Genomic DNA, 24171 nt, shown 5'->3' with positions numbered 1-24171 from the left:
AACAGGCGCGCTGGCATGGAGAATGCAAGCCATGACAGCGCAGGAATGAAACGATGTTGCCGCTTGACCCTCAACCCCTGACCCCCGAGGCCTTTGCGCCCTACGGCTTTGTGATCTCGGGCGCACACGGCGCCCGCCGCCCCATCAACCATGGCAGCAGCCAACGGGTGGACGTGCCCGGCGCGTTGGACTTGCAGGCCCAGGGAGGGCATCCGGTGCTGGCGGTGTTTCGCGCGCAGGCGCAGGCGCCTCAAGGCCCGTGGCACGAGCTGGAACGCCACCGCCTGGGTTCGCAAAGCTTTGTGCCCCTGCAGGGGGCGCGGTGCATCGTGCTGGTGGCTTTGGGCGAACACGCGCCCGACCCGACCACACTGGCCGCTTTTGTGGTGGCCGGTCACCACGGTTTCACCTTGAACGCCGACACCTGGCACCACCCGCTGATCGCGCTGGACGACGGCGACTTTGTGGTGCTCGAACGCCAAGGCGCTGCGGTGGACTGCGAGGTGCAACATCTGGCGGACCCGGTGACGCTGCGCTGCGACGGACTCACGCTGCGGTGATGCGCTCGGCCAGGCGCACCAGGCTGCGGTCGCTGCCGGCGGGCCCCAACAAGGAGAGGCCCAGCGGCGCACCGCTGCGCCCGGCCAGCGGCAGCGACAGCTGCGGAAAACCCGACAGCCCCGCCACACACAACAGGCGGATGGCGCGGTTGCGGTAGTCCTCCAACGCGGCTTCGGGCTCGTTCACCAAGGGCGCGATGTCGGGCATGGTGGGCAACACCAGCACGCCGTCGCGGCCCAGCAGCTGCGCCAAGTGGGCGCGGAAGCGGTCGCGGAAGGCGCGGGCCTGCGCCACTTGCTGGTCGCTCACCTCACGCGCCCAGGCAAAACGTTGCGACACGCCCGGCCCCAGCGGGGGCGCGAAGCGGCGGATGAAAGCACCGTCCACCTTCCACGACTCGAAGCCCTGGATGTAGCGGAAGTTCCAGTACATGGCGTCCAGGTCATCCAGCACCACCTTGGCCGCACGCGCCTTGCCCAAAGCCGCGTCCACCTGCGCACGTGCGGGCTTGTAGGCTTTGAGCGCTGCAGGCGTGGGCAAGGCCCACAGGTCGGTGGGCGCCAGCAACCGCACCACGTCGGGCAGGGGCGTGGCGTCTTCGCCCAGCAGCACGTCGGCCACGCGTGCGAAGGTGGGCACGTCGCGGGTGAACCAGCCGCAGGTGTCCTGGCTGGGCGCCAAGTCGAGCGCGCCTTCCAGGCTCACACGGCCATGGGTGGGGCGCAGGCCCACCAGCCCGCAGTGGCTGGCCGGCGCGCGCACCGAGCCACCGGTGTCGGTGCCCAGCGCAACGTCGCACAGCCCGTTGGACACGGCCGAGGCCGACCCACAAGAAGACCCCCCGGCGATGCGGTCGGGCGCGGCGCCGTTGATGGGCGAGCCGAAGTGGGCGTTCTGACCATTCATGGAGAACGCCAGCTCGTCGGTGAGCGTCTTGCCGGCAAAACGCGCGCCGGCATCGAGCAGGCGCTGCACGGTGGGCGCGGTCCGGGTCTGAATCCCCGACAGGGCCAGCAGCAAGGGCTGCCCGCCGCTGGTGGGGTAACCCACCACGTGGAACAGGTCTTTGACGCCAAAGCTCAGCCCCGCCAAGGGTCCGGTGCCTGCGTGGGGCACCGGTGCCTTGGGGTAAGGCATGAAGGCGTGGGCGGGGTCGTGCAAGACGTCGGTGTGGGCTTCGAACATGGCGGGGGTGTCTTTCAAACCGGGGACGGGACCAGGGTGTCGGCCACGCGCAGGCAACGCACGCTGTGGCCGGCCTCCAGCCAGGTGACGTCGGGGCGGCTGGCCTCGCAGGCGGGCTGCGCCATCTTGCAGCGCGCCGCAAAAGCACAGCCCTGAGGCAAGGCGGTGAGGTCGGGCGGCGAGCCCGAAATGGTTTCCAGGCGCGTGCCCTTGGCCAGCGCACCATCGGCGCGGCTCTTGAGCAGCGCCAGGGTGTAGGGATGGCGGGGCGCGCGCAACAGGGTGGCGGCCGGGCCCTCTTCAACGATGCGCCCGGCGTACATCACGGCGATGCGGTCGGCCACCTCCACGGCGGCACCGATGTCGTGGGTGACGAAGATGACCGACAGGCCCAGCTCGCGCTGCAGCTCGCGCAGCAGCAGCAGGATCTGGATCTGCACCGTCGCGTCCAGCGCGGTGGTGGGCTCGTCGGCCAGCAGCAGCTGGGGCCGGTTGGCCAGGGCCAGCGCGATCATGGCGCGCTGGCGCATGCCGCCCGACATCTCATGTGGGTAGGCCTGCAAGCGCCGCTCGGGGCTGGGAATGCGCACGCGCTCGAACAATTGCAGCGCGCGCTGCTGGGCCTCGGCGGCGCTCACCTTCTCGTGCCGGCGGATGGACTCGACAATCTGCGCGCCGACCGAGTACACCGGGTCGAGCGCGAGCAGTGGCTCCTGGAAGATCATGGAGGCGACCTTGCCCCGGTAGTCGGCCAGCTCACGGGTGCTGAGCTGGAGCACATCCTGATCGCCCACGCGCATCTCACCCTCGATGCGGGTGCGTGCGGCCGGGTGCAGGCGCAGCAGGCTGCGCAGGGTGACACTTTTGCCGGAACCGGACTCACCGATCAGCGCCACCACCTCGCCGCGCTTGACCTTCAGGTCCACGCCGTTGACGGCCTCGACCGGCTTCTTGCCACCGGTGAAGGTGATGCGCAGATTGCGCACGTCCACAAAAGGACGTTCCTGGGGCGTGTTCATGCGGCCTCCTTCAGCGCTTCGCCAACGGGTGCGGCGGTGTGGCCGCTGCCCGCCACGTGTTTCCAGCACGACACGATCTGGCCATGCGCGGCCGGCGCCAAGCTGGGCATGCGCTGCGAGCACATCGGTTCGGCGCTGGCGCAGCGGGTGTGGAAGCGGCAACCCGAGGGCGGGTTGATGGGGTTGGGTGGGTCGCCGGCCAGCGGCGGGGTTTCGGTGCGGTGGTCCGGGTCCATGGACGGGATGGACGACAGCAGCGCCTGGGTGTAGGGGTGGGCCGGGTGGTCGAACAGGGTCTCGCTGTCGCCAATCTCGGCCACCTGGCCCAGGTACATCACCATCACGCGGTCGCTCATGTAGCGCACCACGTTGAGGTCGTGGCTGATGAAAACGTAGGTCAGGCCAAACTCGTCCTTGAGGTCGAGCAAGAGGTTGAGCACCTGCGCCTCGACCGATTTGTCGAGCGCGGACACCGCTTCGTCCAGGATGATGAGGCGCGACTGCAAGGCCAGCGCGCGGGCGATGTTGACCCGCTGACGCTGACCGCCCGACAACTCGTGCGGATAACGCTCGGCAAAGCGGCGTGGCTCCAGGCCCACGCGGGCCAGCAGGTCGCGGGCGCGTTCCACCGCCTCGCGGCGCGGCACGCCGTGCACCTGGGGCGCAAAGGCGATGGAGTCTTCCATGGTCAGGCGCGGGTTGAGCGAAGCGTAGCTGTCCTGGAACACCATTTGTGTCTGGCGCCGGAACTGCTTGAGCGGCAGGGCCGCGCCGCCCACGGTCTGACCATCGAACACGATCTCACCGCGATCGGGCGCGATGAGTTGCATGAGCAGGCGCGCGGTGGTGGACTTGCCACAACCCGACTCGCCCACCACGCCCAGGGTTTCGCCCTTGAGCACGTCGAAATCGATGCCATCGACGGCGCGCACCACACCACCGCCACGGCCCAGCACGTCCTTCTTGAGCGGGAAGTGTTTGGTCAGGCCGCGCACGCTGAGCAAGGGCTGTTTGGGGCCGCCCACATCCACGTTGGTCAAAGGCATGGTGGTGGCCCTCACTGTTTGATTTCCATGGCCGCGCGCAAACCGTCGGCCAGGAGGTTGAAGGTGATGGAGGTGATGAAGATCATGGCGCCCGGCAAGGCGGCCACCCAGGGCTGCACGTAGATGGCGGTGCGCAGGGTGTTGAGCATCAGACCCCATTCGGGCTCGGGCGGTTTCACGCCCAGGCCCAGAAAGCTCAGACCCGAGGCCAGGATCATGCTGACCGCAATCAGGCTGGTGGCGTACACGAAGATGGGCCCCAGCACGTTGCCCAGCACGTGCACCCGCACGATGGTGAAGGCGTTGGCGCCCGAGGCGCGCGCGGCGTCCACGAAATCGCGCCCACGGATTTGTGTGGTCACGCTTTCGGCCACCCGGGCGATGGGCGGGATGAACACGATGGTCAACGAGATCAGCGAGTTGGTGATGCCCGCGCCCAGCGCGCCCGACAGTGCAATGGCCAGCAGCACCGAGGGAAAGGCGTAGAACACGTCGATGGTGCGCATCATGACGCTGTTGACGCGGCCCCCCGCGTAGCCGGCGGTGATGCCGATGAGCGAGCCCAGCACAAAGGCGCAGATGACGGGCGTGATGCCCATGAACAGCGACAGGCGCGCGCCCACCATCAGACGCGAGAGCATGTCGCGCCCGAGTTCGTCGGTGCCCAGCGGATGGCCTTCGAAGCCAATGGGCTTGAGACGCTTGAGCATGGACGAGGCGTAGGGGTCGCTGGGCGTGAGCAGCGAGCCGAACACCGCCAGCAACAGCAGCAACAACACGACCACGGCAGCGCCCACGGCCACCTTGTCTTTGAGGAAACGCCGGCCCACGGTCTGCCAGTAGCCGGGCGAACGCTCGAACGTGACGGCCGGCACCTTGCTGGCATCGACGGCAATTTGCATCATGTCTGTCTTTCCAGATGAGGGATCAGGCGCGAGCGATGCGCGGGTCCAGCAGGGTCTGGATCACGTCCACCACCAGGTTGAGCACCACGAAGAACATGGCCAACACCAGGATGGTCCCCTGCAACAGCGGCAGGTCGCGCTGAAAGATGGCGGCGTTGAGCAGGAAGCCGGTGCCCGGCCAAGAGAACACGGTCTCGATCAGGATGGAGCCGCCCAGCAGGTAGCCCAGCTGCAGGCCCATCACCGCGAGCGCGGTGGGTGCGGCGTTCTTGACCACGTGTTGGAACACGCCCAGATCGGTGAGCCCCTTGGCGCGCAGGCCCACGATGAACTCCTGCGCCAGGATGTCGGCCACCAGGGCCCGCACGGTGCGCGCGATGATGCCCATGGGGATCACGCTCATGGTCACCGCCGGCAGGATCATGTGTTTGAAATGTTCCCAGTCCCACACCCAGTCACCCGAGCCGCCGGGGCCGGCACCGCCCGGGGGCAACCACATGAGGATGGACGAGAACACGATGACCAGCACCATGCCCAGCCAGTAGTGCGGCACGCTCACGCCGAGCACCGAGGTGAGGGACGCGGCTTTGTCGAGCCAGGAGTTCTGAAAATAGCCGGCCACAAAACCGAACAGACACCCCATCACAAAACCGATGAGTGTGGCCAGCACCGCCAGGCGCAGCGTGTTGCCCACGGCGCGCAGCACCTCCTCCGCCACCGCACGGCCGGACGCGATGGAGGTGCCCAGGTCTCCCTGCAAGGCACGCCACACCCAGCTTGCAAACTGCTCGGGGTAGGAGCGGTTGAAACCGTAGAGCTCGATGAGCTGCTCCTGCAGCTCCTGCGACGCATCGGGCGGCAGGATGGACACCAGTGGATCGCCAGGCGAGAGGTGCACCAGGGCAAAACACACCAAGGCCACACCCAGCATGATGGGCAGGGTGTAGACCAGACGGCGCAACAGAAATCCAATCATGGACCGGCTCCAGATTCAGACAAAAAAACCAGGCCGGCGGCGCCCCGTTGCCGAGGCGCCGCACAGAAGCCAGTTCGAGGCCAGGGTCAGTCGACGGAGACCGGCGCGAGGTCGATGAACCAACTGCGCGGCTGCACCACGCCCTTGACCTTGGCGCTCATGGCACGCGGCCCCACGTCGTGCGCGATCCACACAAACGGCGCCTCTTCCACGATGCGGGCGTGCAGCTTGGCCAGCGCCTCGTCACGCGCCTTGTCGTCGAAGTTGTTGCGCGCGTCGGCGATCAGCTTGTCGAACTCGGCGTTGCCGAAATGGCCCCAGTTGTTGGACACCGGCGGGAAGGTCTTGGTGCTGGTGAAGCGCACCAGCCCAAAGAAGGGGTCCATGGCCGCGTAGCTCACGTTGATGGCGTGCGCACCGTTGGCGGTCGGGTCCTTGGCGCCACGGCGCCAGTTGGTGAACAGGGTGTTCCACTCGATGACGTCGAACTCGACATCGAAGAAACACTGCTTGAGCGATTGCTGCACAAACTCGTTCATGGGCAGCGGCTGCATCTGGCCCGAGCCGGACGCCGAGATCTGCACCTTGACCTTGAGCGGCTTGGCCGCGCTGTGGCCGGCCTGCGTCATGAGGGCCTGCGCGGCCTTCACGTCGTATTTGATGTCGAACTTGGGGTTGCCCCACCACGGGTGGCCCGGCGGCACGGTGCCCTTGGGCACGGCCATCATGCCGCCCAACATGGTTTTCATGCCCTCGCGGTCCACACACAGGTTGGCGGCGTGGCGCACACGTTTGTCCAGCCAGGGCGAGCCCTCGGCAAACGACAGCTGCCAGGGCCACACATGGGGCTGTGCGTTGCTGTAGATCTTGAAGCCGCGGCTGGTGATTTGTGGCATGGCATCGGGCGCGGGCGCCTCGATCCAGTCCACCTGGCCCGACAGCAGCGCGGCCGTGCGGGCATTGGCTTCAGGCATGGGCACCAGCACCACGCGGTCGACCTTGGTGGTGCGTTTGGGGTCCCAGTAGGTTTTGTTGGCCACCAGCTCCAGGCGTTCGCGCGGCACAAAACGCGCCATCTTGAACGGGCCGGTGCCAGACGCATCGGCGGCAAAGGCGGTCCAGGCGGCCTTGGCCTTGTCGGCCGGGGTGGCGCCGGCGGCGGCCTCGAACTTCTTCTGCCAGTGTGCCGGCGAGGCCATGAACAGGTTGGTCAGATTCAGCGGCAGGAAGGCATCGGGCTCGCTCGTGGTCAGCTCCACCGTGAGGTTGTCGATCTTGCGGGCGGTGCGCAGCGTGGGCATGCGCGAGGCGGTCACACCCACCTGGCTGGCGTCGAAATGCACCGCGTCTTTGTCCAACACCTTTTGCACGTTCCACACCACGGCATCCGCGTTGAAGTCGGACCCGTCATGGAACTTGACCCCCGGGCGCAGCTTGAACACCCACTTGGTCTTGTCCTTGGCGTCCACCGCCCACGAGGTGGCCAGGCCCTGGATCAGCACGCTGGGCGCATCGGCCTTGGACAGGTCGAAGTGGGTCAACGCATCAAACATGGGGATACCGGTGAAACGGTTGCCCTCGAAACCCTGGTCAGGCTGACCCAGGGTGCGCGGGATGTCGGCCGCCGTCATGGCGATGCGCAGCACCTTTTCCTGCGCCATCGCGCCTTGGGCGGTGGCCAGCGACAACACGCCAGCGCCCAGCGCAAGCGGCAAGGCCTTGGGGGCAAAACGGGACAACGGGGACAACTTGCTCATGAACAGACTCCATTGAAGTGGGGAGGGCAGAACGCTTGCATGTGTGCAGGCAACGGGTCACGAAACACACTCGGCACCAACCCGTAAGCAGACAGCGTGCCAACTTTCAACGGGTCTATTTATTGCATTTATACGTATAAATAGGATTAAACTTTTCAGTGCAAACCCTAGCTTGGTGCAGGCGCCACGCCGTTGCGGTGCGGAGCGCACCAAGGCGGTGAAGCGCTGACAATGGCGGCACAGGAACCAAGAAAGTCGAGGCGTACATGGCAAGGACCATGCCCGAACAGCGGGGCATCAAACAACTCAAGCGGTCCGATCTGGTGGCCGAGGAAATCAAACGCCTGATCACCGAGCGCAACCTCAACCCGGGCGACAAGCTGCCGCGCGAAATCGAGTTGCAGCAGCAGTTCGAGGTGAGCAAGGGCACCATCCGCGAGGCGCTGAAGTCGCTGGAGGTGCAAGGGCTGGTGAAGATTTCCACCGGCCCCAGTGGCGGCGGCACCATCGCCGAGGTGCCACTCAACCGCACCCTGCAGTTCATGCAGAACTACCTGTTCTTCCAGGACGTGACGATCGACCACATCTACACCGTGCGCCAGATGCTGGAGCCGGAACTGGCAGCGAGTGCCGTGCCCCACCTGACCGAAGAACACTTCCACGCGCTGGAGCACAGCATCAGCTGCTGCGACCCCACCCAAAGCGCGGAAGACCTCCTGAGCCAGCGGCGCGAGGACGTGCATTTCCACGACATCCTGGCCGCCGCCAGCCCCAACCCCTTTCTGCGCTTCACCTGCGAGATCATCAACGAGATGATTCGCGAGCTGATCGTCTACGGCAACCGCACGCCCTTGTCGGAGCACCGGCGCTTTGGCGAAGTCAACGCCGACTTCCACCGCGACATCCTGAACGCGGCCCGCGCGCGCGACGCCGACGAGGTGCGCCGCCTGATGAGCGAGCACATGCGCGATGCGGCGGCCAGCGTCAAGCGCATGAAGGGCCGCATCCAGGGTCGCCTGATTCTGGACACCGAAGCCACCCGCCGGCCCGTGGCCACCAAAAAGAGTGCTGGCACGGCACGTGCAAAACCCTTGCCCTCCACCACCACTCGAAAAAAACCCACCCCATGAAGCTGTTGCTGATCAACCCCAACACCACCCAGGCGATGACCGACGCCATCGCCGAAGCGGCGCGCGCGGTGGCATCGCCCGGCACCGAAATCGTGGCGGTGCAGCCCAGTTTCGGGCCGGTGTCCATCGAGTCGCATTACGACGAGGCCTTTGCCGCGGCCGGCGTGGCGGAACAGGTGCGGCTGGCGGCAGCGTGGCGGCCCGACGCGGTGGTGATCGCCTGTTTTGGCGACCCCGGCCTGGAGGCTGCACGCGAAGCCACCGACGCGCCTGTGTTGGGCATCGCGGAACCGGCCTTTCACGCGGCCGGCATGTTGGCCACTGGCTTTTCGGTGATCACCACCATGACGCGCACCTGCATCATGGCCGAGCGCCTGTTGCAGCGATACGGCGCCGACCAGCACTGCCGGGGCGTGCACGGCACCGACATCCCGGTGCTGGACCTGGAGGGCTGTGGCGTTGAGACGCTGCAGCAGATTGAAGACGCCGCCCGAGAAGCGCTGGCACGCGACCGCAGCGGCGCCATCGTGCTGGGCTGCGCCGGCATGGCGCCGCTGTGCGCCACGCTGAGCCAACGCCTGGGTGTGCCGGTGATCGACGGGGTGGCGGTGGCGGCGAAATTTGCCGAGGCGCTGGTGGGCCTGGGCCTGCGCACCAGCAAACACGGCGACTACGCACCGCCCCTGCCCAAGCCCTTTGTGGGCTGGGCCAGCCCCCTGCGCTGGTGAAACAGGGTCTTCAACGGTGGGCTTGCAACAAGGCCTGCCGGAAGGTGTTGGCCACCCGCAAGGGCGCAGGCGCCCGCCGGCAGATGCTGGCAAAGCTGCAGCGGTAAAACAGCGTGCGCGGTGCCACGGCACGCATGCGACCCGCAGCCACAAAGACCTGCGCGTAGTGGTCGGGCAAGAAGCCCACGTAAGCACCTGACAACACCAACGTGGCCACGGCCTCCTGGTCGCTGGCGGTGGCGGCGCGCTCCAGCCGGCGCTCGTGCGTGAGCGCCATGTTGGGCGAGTGGTAACCCAGCGCGGCAAGGTCCTGGCGGCGCAGATCGGCCCAGCCGTGGCGGCCAGTGGCGTCACCAAACCACGGGTGCCCTTGGCCGGCGTACAAATACATGGTCTCGTCAAACAACGGGTCGTAGCTCAGGCTGTCCGAGCGCCGGTGTTCGGGAATGATGCCCAGGTGGTACTGGCCGTCGATGACACCGCGCTCGATCATGGCGATGGTGCCCACGTGCATGTGCAGCGTGACCTGCGGCGCCTGCTGGCGAAACGCCGCCACCGCCTGCGCGATGTGGGCCTGCGGGTTGCTGACGGTTTTTTCGAACACCGCCACGTGCAGGTCGCCGCCCAGCCGCCGGTGCACGTCGTGCAGGCTGCTGCGGAAAGCGTCTGTCGCGGCCAACAACTGCTCGGTGGCGGCGTAGATCTGCTCGCCCTCGGGCGTGAGCGCAAACCCGGCGCGGCCACGCCGACACAAGACCAGGCCCAGGCGCGTTTCCAGGTCTTTCACATGTCGGCTGATGGTCGACATGGCCAGGTTCAGCTCCAGCTCGGCCGACGCCATGCCGCCGCAGTCCACCACGGCCTTGAAGACGCGCAGCAAGCGCAGGTCGGCATCGCTGAGTTGCCCCAACTTGTGCGCGTTGGGCGCCACGGTTTTCACTTGCATAAAACTTCAACCAAGCTGAGATAAGTTGTCATTTTCAAGACTAACACGGGTGCCCAGAATCGCACCATCCCCCAACCGGAGCCTTCCATGGACATGACCGACAGCCAGCGCCTGAACCCCGCCATGCGCACCGATGCCGAGTGGCTCGCCGCCCACTGGATGCCCTACACCGGCAACCGCCAGTTCAAGGCCGATCCGCGCCTCATCGTGGCCGCCCAAGGTGCCTACTTCACCAGCCACGACGGCCGCCAGATCTTCGACGGCCTGTCGGGCCTGTGGTGCAGTGGCCTGGGTCACGGCCGCAAAGAAATCACCGAAGCGGTGAGCCGGCAGGTGGCCACGCTGGACTATTGCCCCGCCTTCCAGTTCGGCCACCCGCTGTCCTTCGAGCTGGCCAACAAAATTGTGGAGCGCATGCCGGCTGGCCTCAACCGCGTGTTCTTCACCGGCTCGGGTTCGGAGTCGGCCGACACCTCGCTCAAGATGGCCCGCGCCTACTGGCGCGCCAAGGGTCAAGCCAGCAAAACCCGCCTGATCGGCCGCGTCAAGGGCTACCACGGCGTCAACTTCGGCGGCATCTCGGTGGGCGGCATCGTGGCCAACCGCAAGCTGTTCGGCCAAGGCGTTGAAGCCGACCACCTGCCCCACACCCAACCGCCCCTGGGCAGCTTTTACAAGGGCATGCCCCCCACCGGCGCGGAACTGGCCGACCACCTGCTGGACCTGATCGCCCTGCACGACGCCTCCAACATCGCGGCCGTCATCGTCGAGCCCTTCTCGGGCTCGGCCGGTGTGGTCATCCCGCCCGTGGGCTACCTGCAGCGTCTGCGCGAAATCTGCACCGCACACAACATCCTGCTGATTTTTGACGAGGTCATCAGCGGCTTCGGGCGCTCGGGCGCGTGGACCGGCGCCGAAGCCTTCGGCGTCACGCCCGACCTGCTCAACTTCGCCAAGCAGGTCACCAACGGCGCACAGCCGCTGGGTGGCGTGGTGGCCAAACAAGAGATTTACGACACCTTCATGGCACAGGGCGGCCCCGACTACATGCTGGAGTTCCCCCACGGCTACACCTACTCGGCCCACCCGGTGGCCTGCGCCGCTGGCGTCGCGTCCATGGACCTGCTGGCCAGCGACAACGCCATCGAACGCGTGCGCGAACTGGCGCCCTACTTCGAGAACGCGGTGCACGGCCTGCGCGGCGCAAAGCATGTGGCGGACATCCGCAACTACGGCCTGGCCGCCGGCATCACCATCAGCCCACTGTCCGGCGAGCCCGCCAAGCGCCCTTACGACATCGCCATGGCCATGTACGCCAAAGGTTTCTACGTGCGCTACGGCGGCGACACCATCCAGCTCGCGCCGCCCTTCATCAGCACGCCCGCTGAAATCGACCGTTTGGTGAGCGCCCTGGGCGACACCCTGAACCTGACCGCCTGAATCCCCTGAACATGAGCCACCCCATTCCCCATTTGATCAACGGCCGCCGCACCGATGGCGGCACCCGCACCCAGCCCGTCTACAACCCCGCCACCGGCTCCGTCAGCGGCCAGGTGCAGTTGGCCGACGCGCTCACCGTCGATGCGGCCATCGCTTCGGCCCAGGCGGCATTTCCGGCCTGGCGCAACACGCCACCGCTCAAGCGTGCGCGCGTGATGAGCCAGTTCAAGGTGCTGCTGGAACAACACGCCGACGCCATCTGCGCGCTCATCACCGCCGAACACGGCAAGGTGCTGGCCGACAGCCTGGGCGAACTGCAGCGTGGCATCGAAAACGTGGAATACGCCAGCTACGTGACCGAACTGCTCAAGGGCGAACACAGCCGCAACGTCGGCCCTGGCATCGACTCGTGGAGCGAACACCAGGCGCTGGGCGTCACCGCCGGCATCACGCCCTTCAACTTCCCGGCCATGGTGCCGCTGTGGATGTGGCCCATGGCCGTGGCCTGTGGCAACACCTTTGTGCTCAAGCCCAGCGAGCGCGACCCCAGCAGCGCGCTCTACATCGCCGAACTGGCGCTGCAGGCCGGCCTGCCGCCGGGCGTGCTCAACGTGGTGAACGGCGACAAGGAAGCGGTGGATGTGCTGCTGACCGACCCGCGCGTGAAGGCCGTGAGTTTTGTCGGCAGCACACCGATTGCCGAGTACATCTACGCCACCGGTTGCCAACACGGCAAACGTGTGCAGGCCCTGGGTGGCGCCAAAAACCACGCGGTGGTGATGCCCGATGCCGACATCGGCAACGCGGTGAGCGCGCTGATGGGCGCGGCCTACGGCTCGTGTGGCGAACGCTGCATGGCCATCCCGCTGGTGGTGGCGGTGGGTGACGCGACGGCCGACGCGGTGATCGCCGGCCTGACCGCCGAGATCGCCAAGATGAAGGTGGGGCCCGGCACCGAAGCCAGCTGCGACATGGGCCCGCTGGTGACCCAAGCGCATTTCGAAAAGGTGCGCGGCTACGTGGACCAAGGCGTGGATGAGGGCGCCACGCTGGTGGTGGATGGCCGCACGCTGAAGGTGCCCGGCCATGAAGCCGGTTACTTCCTCGGCCCCTGCCTGTTTGACCAAGTCAAGCCCGGCATGCGCATTTACCAGGAAGAAATTTTTGGCCCCGTGCTGGGCGTGGTGCGCGTGCAGACGCTGCAGGAAGCGATGGACCTGATCGACGCGCACGAGTACGGCAACGGCACCTGCATCTTCACCCGCGACGGCGAGGCCGCGCGCTTCTTCACCGACCACATCCAGGTGGGCATGGTGGGGGTGAACGTGCCGCTGCCGGTGCCCGTGGCCTACCACTCGTTTGGCGGCTGGAAGCGCAGCCTGTTTGGCGACCTGCACGCCTACGGCCCCGACGCCGTGCGCTTCTACACCAAGCGCAAGACCATCACGCAGCGTTGGCCCTCGGCCGGTGTGCGCGAGGGTGCGGTGTTCAGCTTTCCGTCAAGCCGCTGAGGCAATCACCGCCCAAGCCCAGCGCTGGGCGGTGGGGATTGCGGGCCGGGGAAGGCGGGCACGGTCAAAGTGTTGAACAATGACCGCATGAGCACCAGCACCCCCTACACCCCACCCCGCGTCTGGACGCCGCCTGCCGCCAGCGGCGGCCAGTTTGCCAACATCAACCGCCCCACCGCAGGCGCCACGTTTGAGAAAGAGCTGCCGGTGGGCAAACACCCGCTGCAGCTGTACTCGCTGGGCACCCCCAACGGCGTGAAGGTGACGGTGATGCTGGAGGAATTGCTGGCGGCCGGTCACCAGGGCGCGGAGTACGACGCCTGGCTGATCCGCATCCGCGATGGCGAGCAGTTTGGCAGCGGCTTCGTGGCCGCCAACCCCAACTCCAAGATCCCGGCGCTGGTGGACCACAGCGGCCCCACACCGCAGCGTGTGTTCGAGTCGGGCGCCATCCTGATGTACCTGGCCGAGAAGTTCGGCGCCTTCATCCCGTCCGACGGCCCGGCCCGCGCGGCCTGCCTGTCGTGGCTGTTCTGGCAGATGGGCAGTGCGCCATTTCTGGGTGGCGGCTTTGGCCATTTCTACGCCTACGCCCCCATCAAGATCGAATACGCCATCGACCGCTACGCCATGGAAGTCAAACGCCAGATGGACGTGCTCGACCGCCACCTGGCCGAGCACCGCTACCTGGCCGGTGACGACTACAGCATCGCCGACATGGCCACCTGGCCCTGGTACGGCCTACTGGCCAAGGGCCAGTTGTACGAAGCGGGCGAGTTTTTGCAGGTGCACGCATACACCCACGTGCTGCGCTGGGCCAACGAGATCGCGCAGCGCCCGGCGGCCAAGCGCGGCCGCATGGTCAACCGCGTGACCGGGCCGCTGAACACGCAGCTGCACGAACGCCACGATGCCAGCGACTTCGACACCCGCACCCAAGACAAACTGCAGGCGCCCACATGATCACCTTCTACGACTGCGTCACCGCGCCCAGCCCCCGCCGCACGCGCCTCCTGCTGGCCGAAAAAAACGTGCCACATGAGACCGTGATGATCGACCTGCGGCAAGGCGAGCAAATGAGCGAGGCCTACCGCGCCGTCAACCCGCAGTGCACGGTGCCAGCGCTGCGCACCGACGAAGGTGTGGTGCTGACCGACAACGCGGGCATTGCCGCTTACCTGGAGGCGCGTTTCCCCGAGCCACCGCTGATGGGCACCACGCCGCTGGAAAAGGCCGAGATCGCCAGTTGGCACTGGCGGGCCGAATTTGAAGGGCTGATGGCCATTGCCGAGGCCTTGCGCAACAGCTCGCCCGCAATGGCCGGCCGTGCCCTGCCAGGGCCGGTGAACTACCCTCAGATTCCCGAGCTGGCGCAGCGTGGCCTGGCCCGCGTGGCCCAGTTTCTGGTGGTGCTCAACGACCGCCTGGCCCAGCGCGAGTACGTGGCCACCGAGCGCTTCAGCATCGCCGACATCACCGCCGCGGTGGCGGTGGACTTCGCGCGCGTGGTGAAGATCAAACCCGACGAACGCCACCCACACGTGCAACGCTGGCGCGCCCTGCTGGCGCAGCGCCCAGCCTTCGCCGCCTGAACCCATGAGCCGGCTGCAAAGCGAAATCGAACGCCTGTACGGCACGCCGCCCGGTGAAGGCGACACCGCCGTGCGCGCGGTGGTGCTGGAACTGGCCCGCCCCGCTGACTGGCCGCGCCTGGCGCAGGTGTGGCAGGGCGTCCAGGCCGACCTGGGCTGGCCCGCACCGGCCATCGCGGTCAACGGGGTGGACGGCTACCAGCTGTGGTTCTCGCTGGCCCAACCCCTGCCGCTCGCCGAGGCGCACAGCCTGCTGGGCCGCCTGTGCCAACTTTACCTGGGCGACATCGCCCCCGAGCGCCTGCGGCGGATCGCCGGCCACCCGCCCCCCACGCCCCGGCAGGTGGCGGCCGATGCGTGGTCGGCCTTCGTGACCTCCGATCTCGCGGCGGTGTTCGCCGACACGCCCTGGCTGGACCTGCCGCCCGGTGAAGACGCGCAGGCGGAGCTGCTGGGGCGGCTCTCGCCCATCCCTGCCCAAGACCTGCGCGCTTTGAGGGCAGAGCCCGTGGTACACGCAGCAACTGTGGCTGCCACCGCCCCGGCACCGCGCGCCTCGGACGATGAAGTGCGCCAGTTCCTGCTCGGCGTGATGCGCGATCCGGCCGTTGCGCTGGCACTGCGCATCGACGCGGCCAAGGCCTTGTTGCGCTAGGGCCTGTTCACACTATTTTTCCGAGATGCGTTGCGAGTCAAAAAGGCCATGCGCAAGGCGCGAAACGCCGCCGGGGTATGCCCCCGGCAAGGCTTCGCAACGCCGCGCATGGCCTTTTTGGCCGCAACCCGGAGGGAACGGGGTGACAACAGCGCCACTCGTCGTTGCACTCCTAGGCCAGACGCCCAGTCTGGCCGTCGTCGCGCGTCTAGATTGGCGCTGTTGTCACCCCGTTCGCACTCGGAAAAATAGTGTGAACAGGCCCTAATCAGGCCGTCGCAGCCAAACGCGCCAGCAAGGCGTCGCGCTCGGCGCGCAGCGCCTGGTTCTCGGCGGTGAGCTGCTGCACTTGCTGCATCAGCGCCGCCATATCCGGCGGCGCGCCCGCAGGTGCCTCAGCGGTCTCGGCGGCTTCACCGAGCGCGGTGTCGCGTGGCTTGCGTTTGGCCTCGCGCACGGTTTTGGCGGCCCGCTTCAAGGCCTCGGGGCCGCCTTCTGCGGCGGCCTTTTGCTCCGGCTCGGGCAGGCTGGCCACGGCGGCTGCGGCGCTCAAAGACAGGGTGCCGGACTTCACCGCCTCCACCACCTCGGGCGCGGCCTGCTTCTGGATTTTTTCGATCTGCACCACCTGGCTGCTGCTCAGGCGCGCGGCGCGTGCGATGTCTTCGCGGCTTTTCAAGGGTGCGGGCTCGGGTTGCGGCGTGCGCTCTGCCGCCGCTTCCAGCGCGGCCTCGGTCGGTGGCTCGGCCAGAAACTGGCGCCGCCGCTCGGCCACGATTTCGCGCTTGCGCAGCGCCAGCACACCGCGCTGAAAATCCGACACGCTGCGCCGGCCCAGGTGCTGGTCGATCATCCACAGGTGCACGTCCTCCATCGACTGGAAGCGCGGGTTCTGCACGGTGTTGAAGGGCAGGCCGTGTTTCTGGCAGATGCCATAACGGTTGTGCCCATCCACCAGCAGGTCGCCCCACAACACCAGCGCGTCGCGGCAGCCCTCGGCCAGCAGGCTGCGCTCCAGCGCTTCGTGTTCTTCGGGGGTCAGGGGGTCGATGTAGGCCTTGAGTTCTTCGCTGACGACGATGTTCATGGCAAATGGGGACGGCAAAAGGGGCTGGATTGTAGAGGCCACCCGGCCCGGTAAAATCGCCGCCCCAACGCTTCTTGAACCCCCATGCACTACTCCGTCTCGCACCACAAGCTCAACCAGCTCCTCGCCGCCCAAGGCCTCAAAAGTGGCGACGCCGCCGGCATCGACCAGCTGTTTGGTGGCACCGACGGATACTACTGGTTTGGCACGCTGCGCGACATGTGCCCACCGGGCAAGACCATCATCTGGGACGACCTGTACCAGATGGTCAACGCCATCCAGGCGCACGAGAACGCCACCGCCGAAGAAGACGAGATGAAGCCGATGAAGCCCACGGCGGCGCACATCGCAGCCATCTCCAAGGCCTTGGCCAACCCGCTGTAAGCGCCTCAGGCAGCGCTGGGCATGCCGCCCAGTGCCGCCTGCAGCATCTCGATGAAAGCCCGCGTTTTGGCGGGCATGAGCTTGCGCCCCGGGAACACCGCCGACACCGTCACCGGAGGCAAACACCACTCAGGCAACACACGCCGCAACAGGCCCTGATGCACGTCGGGCTGGGCGATGTGGTCCGGCACGGCCGCGATGCCGGCACCGGCCCGCGCCAGCCGCATCAGCAGCTCGGGTGCATTCGCGTTGATGCGCCCCGGCGGCAGGCCTTGCCACTGTTGTTCGCCACAACTCAAGGTCCATGGCAAGGGCTCACCATGGCCCGCCAGCAAGCGCACGGCGCTGTGCCGGGCCAGGTCGTCGGGCGCGGCCGGCTGGCCGAACTCGGCCAGGTACTGGGGTGAGGCGTACAGGCCGGACGACAACACCGTCAAGCGGCGCGCGGCCAGCAGGCCATCGTCCGACAAGGCGCCGATGCGCAAGGCCAGATCGAAGCCCTCGCCCAACAAATCCACCCGGCGCGCCGACAGGTCCAGCTCAAGCTGGATGCCCGGGTGCATCGCCACAAATGCGGCCAACGGCTCGGCCAGCACGAGGTTGGCGAAGTCGCTGGGCATGGACACACGCAGCCGACCGCTGGGCGCGGCCTGGCGGCGTTCGCTCAAAGCGGCCACGGCCTCCACCTCCAGCGCCACCTGGCGCGCATGGTCCAGCAGTTCGCGGCCGAACTCGGTCAGGGTTTGACGCCGCGTGGTACGCAGCAACAGGCGCTCGCCCAGGCGCTGCTCCAGCGCCGCCAGCCGCCGTGAAACGGTGGACTTGGGCAGCCCCATGCGCTCGGCTGCGCGGCTGAAGCTGCCCAGATCGGCCACGCTGGCAAAGATGAGCAGGTCGTTGGGGTCGAGCGCATCACGCCCTGATTGTTCCATCATGGCAACAATCATATCCATTCAAAGGCATTTCCAAGCCAATTGATCCAACCTAAAGTACACCCATCCCAACCCCACTTTGAAGGAAACGATCATGAACAAGACCTCTCTCAACGCCCTGGACCTTGCCGGCCGCCTGCTGCTGGTGGCGCTGTTCCTGCCCGCCGGCATAGCCAAACTCACCGGCTTTGCCGGCACCGTGGGCTACATCAGTTCGGTGGGCTTGCCCCTGCCCAGCGTGGCGGCCGCGCTGGCGGCGGTGGTGGAAATCGGCGGTGGCCTGGCGCTGCTGTTCGGCTTTGGCACCCGCTTGGCTGCCTTGGCCCTGGCCGGCTTCACGCTGGTGGCCAGCTTCTTCTTCCACGCCTACTGGGCCGTGCCTGCAGATCAGGCTTTTGTGCAGCAGCTGATGTTCTTCAAGAACATCGCGGTGACCGGTGGCTTGCTGGTGCTGGCCGCGCACGGCGCTGCTGGTTGGAGCATGGATGCACGGCGGGCGTAAGTACCCCCTTGCGCCGCTTCGCGTCACCCCCCAGGGGGCGCACCCGGTGGGCCGGCAAAGCCGGACCCACGGGTGCCCTGGGTTTTGCAGCCTTCGTCAGGAGATTCACGTGAGCACACACACCGAACACAAGCAGATCACCCAGTCCCGCACGGTGGAGCGCCTGGTGGCCGGCCAGGCCACCTCGGACGGCGCGGGCGTCAAGCTCAACCGCGTGTTGACACAGAACCTGCAGCGCCGGCTCGACCCTTTCCTGATGCTGGACGCCTTTGGCAGCGACCAGCCGGACGACTACATCGCCGGCTTTCCCGACCACCCGCACCGGGGTTTCGAGACCATCACCTACATGATCGCGGGGCGCATGCTGCACCGTGACAGTGCCGGCCACGAAGGCCTGCTGCAAAACGGTGGCGTGCAATGGATGACGGCCGGCCGGGGCGTGATTCACTCCGAAATCCCGCAACAGGAATCGGGCGTGATGGAAGGCTTCCAGCTGTGGCTCAACCAACACAGCAGCGAGAAGATGAACCCGCCCTGGTACCGCGACTTCCAGTCCGCCGAACTGCCCCGACTGCGTGCGGAACAGGGCGTGGACGTGACCGTGATCGCCGGCGACAGCCATGGCGTGGCGGGCGCGGTGACACGCGACATCACCCAGCCGCTGTACCTGGACCTGCACCTGCCGGCAGGCGCACGCTTCGAACAGGCGCTGCCGGTCGGCCACAACGCGTTTGTGTACGTGTACCGGGGGGCGGTGGACATCGGCGGCCAGACCGTGCCCACACAGCGTTTGGCGATTTTGGCGAACACGCCGGAGGCCGACGGGGTGGTGATCGAAGCGGCCGAAGCCGCCCGTGTGTTGCTCATCGCAGGGCGCCCGCTGAACGAGCCCATCGTGCAGTACGGCCCTTTTGTGATGAACACGCAGCAGGAGATCTACCAGGCCTTGGGCGATTTCCGCGCCGGCCGGCTGGCGGCCTGATCGGGCTTCACGCCACCAGGCAACGCGCCACCACGTCCTCGTTCCAGGCCATGCCCAGCCCCGGGCCGCGTGCGGTGACCGCACCGTTCACGGGCACACAGGGTTCTTGCAACACGGGTGCGCCGAAGTCCATGAACTCCAGCCAATCGCAGGTGGGCGTGACGGCCAGCACGTGGGCGCTGGCCTCGATGAACAAGTGGCTGGACACCGGCATGGACGCGGCGCGCGCCAGGCCGATGACGCTGAGCCAGCCGGTGATGCCGCCGATCTTCATGAGGTCGGGCATCATGCGGTCGCAAGCGCCGGCACTCAGGGCCTGTTCGGCGGCGCGCGGAAACCACCAGTTCTCGCCGGTCTGGATGGGCAGCGAGGTGGCCGCGCGCACGCGGGCGTGGCCCGCCAGGTCTTCGGCCGCCACGGGTTCTTCCACCCACGCCAGATCAAAGGCTTCCAGCGCCCGCACGCGGCGCACGGCTTCGACCGGCTCCAGGCTCTGGTTGTAGTCCACCATCAGCGCCACCCCTTCACCCACGATGGTGCGCACGGCACGCACGGTGGCGAGGTCGTGCGCCAGGCTGCCGCCACCGAGCTTGAACTTGATGGCGGTGAAACCCTGGGCCACCGAGGCTTCCAGCGCGGCGGCGTCGCGCGCCGGGTCGATCAAGCCCCAGCTGTCGTAGGCGCGCACGGGCCGTGGCTCGCCGCCCAGCAGGCGCACCACGGGCTGGCCGACGGCCTGCCCCAGCGCATCCCAGAAGGCCATGTCCAGCGACGACACCAGCATGCCCAGCAGGCCTTGCAAACCGAGCAGGCGGAAGGTTTTCTCCAGCCGCTGCTGCAAGGCCAGCGGCACCATCGGCTGGCCTTTGAGCACAGGCGTGACCTGTTCCACCAGGGCCATGAGCGGCTTGAGCATGAGCGGCGTGTAGGCAAACAGGTAGGCGCGGCCGGTGACGCCTTCTTCGGTCAACACGTCCAGCAACACCAGGGGCGAGGCTTCGATGGCGCCGGACGCGGTGCGTATGGGCCGCGCCAGCGGCACGATGACGGCGCGCGCGCGGATGTCGCGCAAGGTCAATGGGCTCATGTCACGCTCCCGTTGTCTGCAGAGGCCGCCGGCACCGGCCCAAGGTACTGCGCGATGTCCACGTGGTCGATCTGCTCGGGCAGCAGGTACTGCTGGGCGTAGCGCAGGTAGATGCCGGAGGTGAGGAAGAGGTCGAACAGCACCGGATCGATGTGGCGGCGGCGCTTGAAGCCGTAGAGGATGCGCACCGACTCGGACAGGGTTTTGGCCTTTTTGTAGGGCCGGTCGCGCGCGGTGAGGGCCTCGAACACGTCGGCAATGGCCATGATGCGCGAGGGCACCGACAGTTCTTTTTCGGTCAGGCGGCGCGGGTAGCCGGTGCCAATCAAGGTTTCGTGGTGGGTGCCCGCGTATTCGGGCACGCGCTTGAGGTTGTAGGGCAACGGCATGTTCTCCAGCATCACGATGGTCTGGATGATGTGCTCGTTGATCTTGAAACGCTCTTCTTCGGTCAGCGTGCCGCGCGCGATGGACAGGTTGTAGACCTCGCCGTGGTTGTAGAGGTGTTCGGGCACCTTGAGGGTGAATCCGTAGCGGCTGTCGAGTGCGGCCGTGGGTGGGCGCTCGAACAGGTGATGTGCCTTGTCGGCCAACAAGAATTCTTGTGCGGGCAGGGCTTGCGCCGGTTCACGTTCGTGGCGCGCCAGCTCGTCGTGGGCCAGGCCCAGGCGGTCGTCGAAGTGGCGCATCCAGGTGGCCTGGGCGATGGTGCGCAGCCGCTCCACCTTGTCGGGGGCCATGAATTCGCTGCCCAGGTTGCATTCGGCCACAAAAGCAAAGTCCGACAGCAGTTGGGCCTGCCGCGCCTCGAACCCGCGTTGGGCCGCGTCGGCCTGCGTGGGGTCGGCCAGCGTGGCCTCCAGGCATTCGATGCGGGCGTCGCGCAGCAGCACCTCGAAGCGCGTGCGTATCTCATGGATGCGGTTGCAGATGGTCTCCAGCTTGGTGGCCTTGTCCACCACAAACTCGGGTGTGGTGACCTTGCCGCAGTCGTGCAGCCACGCGCCGATGCGGAACTCGCGCCACTCCTCTTCGGTGTGGAAGGCGAAGTCGGCCAGGGGGCCTTCTTTCATGTCGCTGGCCTCGCGCGCCAGCATGAAGGCCAGCTGGGGCACCCGCTCGCAATGCCCGCCGGTGTAAGGGCTTTTGGTGTCGATGGCGCCGGCCAGGATCTGGATCATGGCGTCGAGCAGGGCTTTCTGGGCGCCAAAAAGGTTCTGGTTTTCGAGTGCCACCGCCGCCTGCGCCGCCAGGGCCTCGACGAAGCTGACGATGTCCGGCTCGAAAGGGATGACCTCGCCGGTTTTGGGGTCCAGCGCGTTCATGAGCTGGACCAAGCCCAGCACCTGGCCTTCGCGCGCCTTGAGCGGCACGCTGAGGGTGGAGACGACCCGCATGCCGGACGACTCGCTGAACCGTTTGGTGCCGCTGACATCGAAGCGGGTTTCGCTGTAGATGTCGTCGATGACCACCGTCTCGCCGGTGAGCACCACGTGGGTGGCCACGTAGCGGTGGTCCGGGTGGCCGTTGATGTCGTAGAGCGCCAGCTCGGTCGAGGGCAACGCGTCGTCGCTGGTGCGCAGCGCAAACCGCAAGGTGTTGCGTTCGGTCTTGAGGAACAGGGTGGCGGCCTGGCAATGCGCAATTTCACGCGCCCCGAACAGCGCCGAGTGCAACAGGGCCGCACGGTCTTGTTGGCGACCCAGCTCAATGCCGGTTTCCACGATGCGCGAGAGCTTGGCCTGCGCCAGCTCCAGCGCCGCCGTGCGCTCCTTGACCGAGCGGTGCATCACGGTCTGTGCCTCGCCCAGCGCGTTGATCTCGTACAGGTAGGAGTGCTCTTCGGTCGGTTCGGCCGAAAAGTCCATGGCGCGCAGTCGTTCGGAGTTCTGCGCCATGCGCCCGAGCGAACGCGCGATGCCACGGGTGCCCACCAGGGCGATGGGCACCAGCACCAGCAGCAGCAGGCTGGTGACCAGCAACACGTCGCGCCGCGCCTGGTCCACCGGCGCGGTGTAGTCGGTCACAGGTGCCCACGACACCACCTGGTAGCGGCTGCTGCCGGCCACCTGCAACCGGCGCAGCACCATCAGGTGGGGCTCGCCCGCGAGGTCCACGAACTGCGCGCGGTCGGGTGGCAGATCGCCCATCAGGCCGGACACGGCCGCCGCTTTGGGGCTGCCGGTTTCGGCCAACGGCGGCAGCCGAAGGTCGTTTTGGGCCAGCCGTGAAGAACCCTTGGCGTGCGCGGCCAGCAGCCGCCCCGCTTCGTCCACCACGCCGAGAAAGGCGTTGTCGCTGATGGCATAGCCCGCCAACACACCCGGGAGGCTGTCGAGGCTGATGTCCACCCCATAGGCGCCCTGGCCACGTGGCAAGGCGGCCGAAATGGTCAGCCCCTCGCGCTCGGTGGAGGCAAACACGTAGGGCGCGGTCACCGAGGCTTGGGAGGCGCGCAAGGCGCCCTGGTACCAGGGACGGTCCAGCGGGGTGTAGCGCGCCGCCACCCGGCGCTCGCCCAGGGTCTGGTCCGCTCGGTCGAGAAACCACCAGTGCTCGTGGCGTGTACCCGTGGCGTCGGCCTGGATGACCCGCACCGCCAACTCGGTGCCAGCGGGTGCGTCCAAAGCCTGCAGCGTGGCCGCGTGCCCACGCACGCCGATGGCCTGCAGAAAGTCGCCGTTTGACAGGCCCAGGTATTCGCCGTAGACACCGGGGTTTTCGCGAACCGACTTTTTCAGTACCGCGACCATGGACGCCACTGGCCCAGCTTGGCGGGCCAGCACATCGGACACGTCGGCCGCGGCCAGCGCGCTGGCGCGCCTGGCGTGTGCGTCCAGACTCAGTTGCAGGTGCTCGGCAATGCCTTGGGTGATCAGCTCGAAACGGTCGGTGGCGCCACGCTGCGCGGTTTCGCGGAACTTGCCAAACACCGTGCCCAAGAACACCAAAGCCAGCAGCAACACCAGTGCGCTGGCTGAGAGCACGATCCACTGCTGAAATTTGATGGTGGTTTTACCGAACATCCACGGCCTCTCCCGGGCAAAAACACAGCCTACCACCGGAGAAGCCCCACATTGTTGAGATTATTGACAATCTCAGAATGCTTCGTTTACCATCGTGAACATTCATTCACTTGCTTGTCTCGATGTCGGACCACAAACACCTCGACGCCTTGCGCATGTATTGGCGCGAGCACAAGGCGTTCCCCTCCATGGCCAAACTTGCCGATGTGCTGGGCCTGGCCTCGGCGGGTGGGGTGTTCAAAGTGGTGGGGCGGCTGGTGGACGCCGGGTTTCTGGAGCGTGTGGAAGGCCGCATCGCCCCCACCCGCGACTTTTTTGCGCTGCCGGTGCTGGGCAAGGTGCGCGCCGGCCTGCCCCAGATGGAGGACCAGAGCGCTGGACAGGAGATGGTGGGTATCGAGGACTACCTGATCCGCCACCCGGAACGCACGGTGTTGTGCCGCGTGCGCGGTGAATCGATGCGCGACGCCGGCCTGCTGGACGGCGACATGGTGGTGGTGGAACGCAACCGCCCCACCAAACCCGGCGACATGGTGGTGGCGCTGGTGGACAACGAAATGACCGTGAAGTACCTGCACCCCTTGCCCGGTCAAGGGGGTTGGGTGCTCAAACCTGCCCATCCCGACTACCCCGACATCCTGGCGCGCGAGTCGCTGGAGGTGGTCGGCGTGGTGGTGGGCATGTTCCGGCAAATGGGCCGCTGAGGCGGCCACCCACGTT

23 protein-coding genes are annotated in these 24171 nt (G+C 66.9%); 12 read left to right on the top strand and 11 right to left on the bottom strand.

Features of this window, described 5'->3' with window-relative positions; genetic code table 11:
- Nucleotides 1-53: 53 nt before the first annotated feature.
- On the top strand, nucleotides 54-560 hold the full coding sequence (locus ACFQPB_RS00875) for an ureidoglycolate lyase (protein ID WP_382219012.1): 507 nt from the start codon (nucleotides 54-56) through the stop codon (nucleotides 558-560).
- On the opposite strand, the gene ACFQPB_RS00870 is transcribed toward ACFQPB_RS00875, so the two are convergent.
- The 6 genes from ACFQPB_RS00870 to ACFQPB_RS00845 all read right to left on the bottom strand — a co-directional run bounded on the left by ACFQPB_RS00870 (nucleotide 547) and on the right by ACFQPB_RS00845 (nucleotide 7449).
- Nucleotides 547-1746, bottom strand: coding sequence for an amidase (locus ACFQPB_RS00870; RefSeq protein WP_382219010.1), 1200 nt, complete (start codon nucleotides 1744-1746; stop codon nucleotides 547-549). The two genes, ACFQPB_RS00875 and ACFQPB_RS00870, sit on opposite strands and share 14 nt — an antisense overlap.
- A gap of 14 nt (nucleotides 1747-1760) precedes the next feature.
- Nucleotides 1761-2765 carry an ABC transporter ATP-binding protein gene (locus tag ACFQPB_RS00865; protein WP_382219008.1) on the bottom strand — a complete coding sequence of 335 codons (1005 nt, stop codon included), beginning with the start codon at nucleotides 2763-2765 and terminating at the stop codon, nucleotides 1761-1763.
- Nucleotides 2762-3811: an ABC transporter ATP-binding protein gene (locus ACFQPB_RS00860; protein ID WP_382219006.1), complete on the bottom strand. Its 1050-nt coding sequence runs from the start codon at nucleotides 3809-3811 to the stop codon at nucleotides 2762-2764. Before ACFQPB_RS00860 ends, ACFQPB_RS00865 begins: the two co-directional genes overlap by 4 nt.
- A gap of 11 nt (nucleotides 3812-3822) precedes the next feature.
- Nucleotides 3823-4713: an ABC transporter permease gene (locus ACFQPB_RS00855; RefSeq protein WP_382219486.1), complete on the bottom strand. Its 891-nt coding sequence runs from the start codon at nucleotides 4711-4713 to the stop codon at nucleotides 3823-3825.
- Between the two features lie 25 nt (nucleotides 4714-4738).
- Entirely contained in the window at nucleotides 4739-5692 is a 954-nt protein-coding gene (locus ACFQPB_RS00850) for an ABC transporter permease (protein WP_382219004.1), read from the bottom strand.
- An 86-nt stretch (nucleotides 5693-5778) separates the two neighbouring features.
- Complete coding sequence (locus ACFQPB_RS00845) at nucleotides 5779-7449, bottom strand: ABC transporter substrate-binding protein (RefSeq protein WP_382219002.1); 1671 nt, start codon at nucleotides 7447-7449, stop codon at nucleotides 5779-5781.
- Nucleotides 7450-7715: 266 nt separating this feature from the next.
- On the opposite strand from ACFQPB_RS00845, the gene ACFQPB_RS00840 reads away from it, so the two are divergent.
- Both ACFQPB_RS00840 and ACFQPB_RS00835 read left to right on the top strand, forming a co-directional pair.
- The gene (locus ACFQPB_RS00840; protein WP_382219000.1) at nucleotides 7716-8579 is read left to right on the top strand and encodes a FadR/GntR family transcriptional regulator; all 864 of its coding nucleotides are present in this window, start codon (nucleotides 7716-7718) and stop codon (nucleotides 8577-8579) included.
- Nucleotides 8576-9307, top strand: a complete 732-nt coding sequence (locus tag ACFQPB_RS00835; RefSeq protein WP_382218998.1) for an aspartate/glutamate racemase family protein — start codon at nucleotides 8576-8578, stop codon at nucleotides 9305-9307. Before ACFQPB_RS00840 ends, ACFQPB_RS00835 begins: the two co-directional genes overlap by 4 nt.
- Before the next feature lie 10 nt (nucleotides 9308-9317).
- Here the strand turns inward: ACFQPB_RS00835 and ACFQPB_RS00830 are convergent, their stop codons facing one another.
- A complete protein-coding gene (locus ACFQPB_RS00830) occupies nucleotides 9318-10253 on the bottom strand; it encodes a LysR family transcriptional regulator (RefSeq protein ID WP_382218996.1) in 936 nt (311 codons plus the stop codon).
- Between the two features lie 87 nt (nucleotides 10254-10340).
- On the opposite strand from ACFQPB_RS00830, the gene aptA reads away from it, so the two are divergent.
- The 5 genes from aptA to ACFQPB_RS00805 all read left to right on the top strand — a co-directional run bounded on the left by aptA (nucleotide 10341) and on the right by ACFQPB_RS00805 (nucleotide 15451).
- Nucleotides 10341-11693, top strand: coding sequence for an omega-aminotransferase AptA (aptA, locus tag ACFQPB_RS00825; RefSeq protein WP_382218994.1), 1353 nt, complete (start codon nucleotides 10341-10343; stop codon nucleotides 11691-11693).
- Between the two features lie 11 nt (nucleotides 11694-11704).
- A complete protein-coding gene (locus tag ACFQPB_RS00820; protein ID WP_382218992.1) occupies nucleotides 11705-13204 on the top strand; it encodes a CoA-acylating methylmalonate-semialdehyde dehydrogenase in 1500 nt (499 codons plus the stop codon).
- A gap of 87 nt (nucleotides 13205-13291) precedes the next feature.
- Nucleotides 13292-14167, top strand: a complete 876-nt coding sequence (gene yghU / locus ACFQPB_RS00815) for a glutathione-dependent disulfide-bond oxidoreductase (RefSeq protein ID WP_382218990.1) — start codon at nucleotides 13292-13294, stop codon at nucleotides 14165-14167.
- Nucleotides 14164-14796, top strand: coding sequence for a glutathione S-transferase family protein (locus ACFQPB_RS00810; RefSeq protein ID WP_382218988.1), 633 nt, complete (start codon nucleotides 14164-14166; stop codon nucleotides 14794-14796). The genes yghU and ACFQPB_RS00810 overlap by 4 nt, the downstream gene beginning before the upstream one ends.
- A 4-nt stretch (nucleotides 14797-14800) precedes the next feature.
- Nucleotides 14801-15451, top strand: a complete 651-nt coding sequence (locus ACFQPB_RS00805; RefSeq protein WP_382218987.1) for a hypothetical protein — start codon at nucleotides 14801-14803, stop codon at nucleotides 15449-15451.
- A 268-nt stretch (nucleotides 15452-15719) separates the two neighbouring features.
- Here ACFQPB_RS00805 and ACFQPB_RS00800 read toward each other — a convergent pair whose 3' ends face one another.
- Nucleotides 15720-16538 (bottom strand): ParB N-terminal domain-containing protein, encoded by an 819-nt coding sequence (locus ACFQPB_RS00800; protein WP_382218985.1) that lies wholly within the window; start codon nucleotides 16536-16538, stop codon nucleotides 15720-15722.
- Between the two features lie 84 nt (nucleotides 16539-16622).
- Between ACFQPB_RS00800 and ACFQPB_RS00795 the strand changes: the two genes are divergently transcribed.
- Nucleotides 16623-16922 (top strand): hypothetical protein, encoded by a 300-nt coding sequence (locus tag ACFQPB_RS00795; RefSeq protein WP_382200666.1) that lies wholly within the window; start codon nucleotides 16623-16625, stop codon nucleotides 16920-16922.
- Between the two features lie 5 nt (nucleotides 16923-16927).
- On the opposite strand, the gene ACFQPB_RS00790 is transcribed toward ACFQPB_RS00795, so the two are convergent.
- On the bottom strand, nucleotides 16928-17875 hold the full coding sequence (locus ACFQPB_RS00790; RefSeq protein WP_382218983.1) for a LysR family transcriptional regulator: 948 nt from the start codon (nucleotides 17873-17875) through the stop codon (nucleotides 16928-16930).
- 73 nt (nucleotides 17876-17948) lie between these two features.
- Here ACFQPB_RS00790 and ACFQPB_RS00785 point away from each other — a divergent pair, with 73 nt between their 5' ends.
- Together ACFQPB_RS00785 and ACFQPB_RS00780 are read left to right on the top strand one after the other, a co-directional pair.
- On the top strand, nucleotides 17949-18356 hold the full coding sequence (locus ACFQPB_RS00785; RefSeq protein ID WP_382218981.1) for a DoxX family protein: 408 nt from the start codon (nucleotides 17949-17951) through the stop codon (nucleotides 18354-18356).
- A 109-nt stretch (nucleotides 18357-18465) separates the two neighbouring features.
- Entirely contained in the window at nucleotides 18466-19338 is an 873-nt protein-coding gene (locus ACFQPB_RS00780; RefSeq protein WP_382218979.1) for a pirin family protein, read from the top strand.
- A 7-nt stretch (nucleotides 19339-19345) separates the two neighbouring features.
- Here ACFQPB_RS00780 and ACFQPB_RS00775 read toward each other — a convergent pair whose 3' ends face one another.
- Nucleotides 19346-20425 carry an enolase C-terminal domain-like protein gene (locus ACFQPB_RS00775; RefSeq protein ID WP_382218977.1) on the bottom strand — a complete coding sequence of 360 codons (1080 nt, stop codon included), beginning with the start codon at nucleotides 20423-20425 and terminating at the stop codon, nucleotides 19346-19348.
- On the bottom strand, nucleotides 20422-23451 hold the full coding sequence (locus tag ACFQPB_RS00770) for an HD domain-containing phosphohydrolase (protein ID WP_382218975.1): 3030 nt from the start codon (nucleotides 23449-23451) through the stop codon (nucleotides 20422-20424). The genes ACFQPB_RS00775 and ACFQPB_RS00770 overlap by 4 nt, the downstream gene beginning before the upstream one ends.
- A gap of 122 nt (nucleotides 23452-23573) precedes the next feature.
- Here ACFQPB_RS00770 and ACFQPB_RS00765 point away from each other — a divergent pair, with 122 nt between their 5' ends.
- On the top strand, nucleotides 23574-24155 hold the full coding sequence (locus tag ACFQPB_RS00765) for a LexA family protein (protein ID WP_382200678.1): 582 nt from the start codon (nucleotides 23574-23576) through the stop codon (nucleotides 24153-24155).
- Nucleotides 24156-24171 lie beyond the last annotated feature (16 nt).

It is taken from the genome of Hydrogenophaga atypica (assembly GCF_042665215.1).
GTDB classification, from domain to species: Bacteria; Pseudomonadota; Gammaproteobacteria; order Burkholderiales; family Burkholderiaceae_C; genus Hydrogenophaga; species Hydrogenophaga defluvii_A.
The sequence above is the reverse complement of the archived record's forward strand: the minus strand, read 5'-3'. Positions and strand labels throughout refer to the sequence as shown.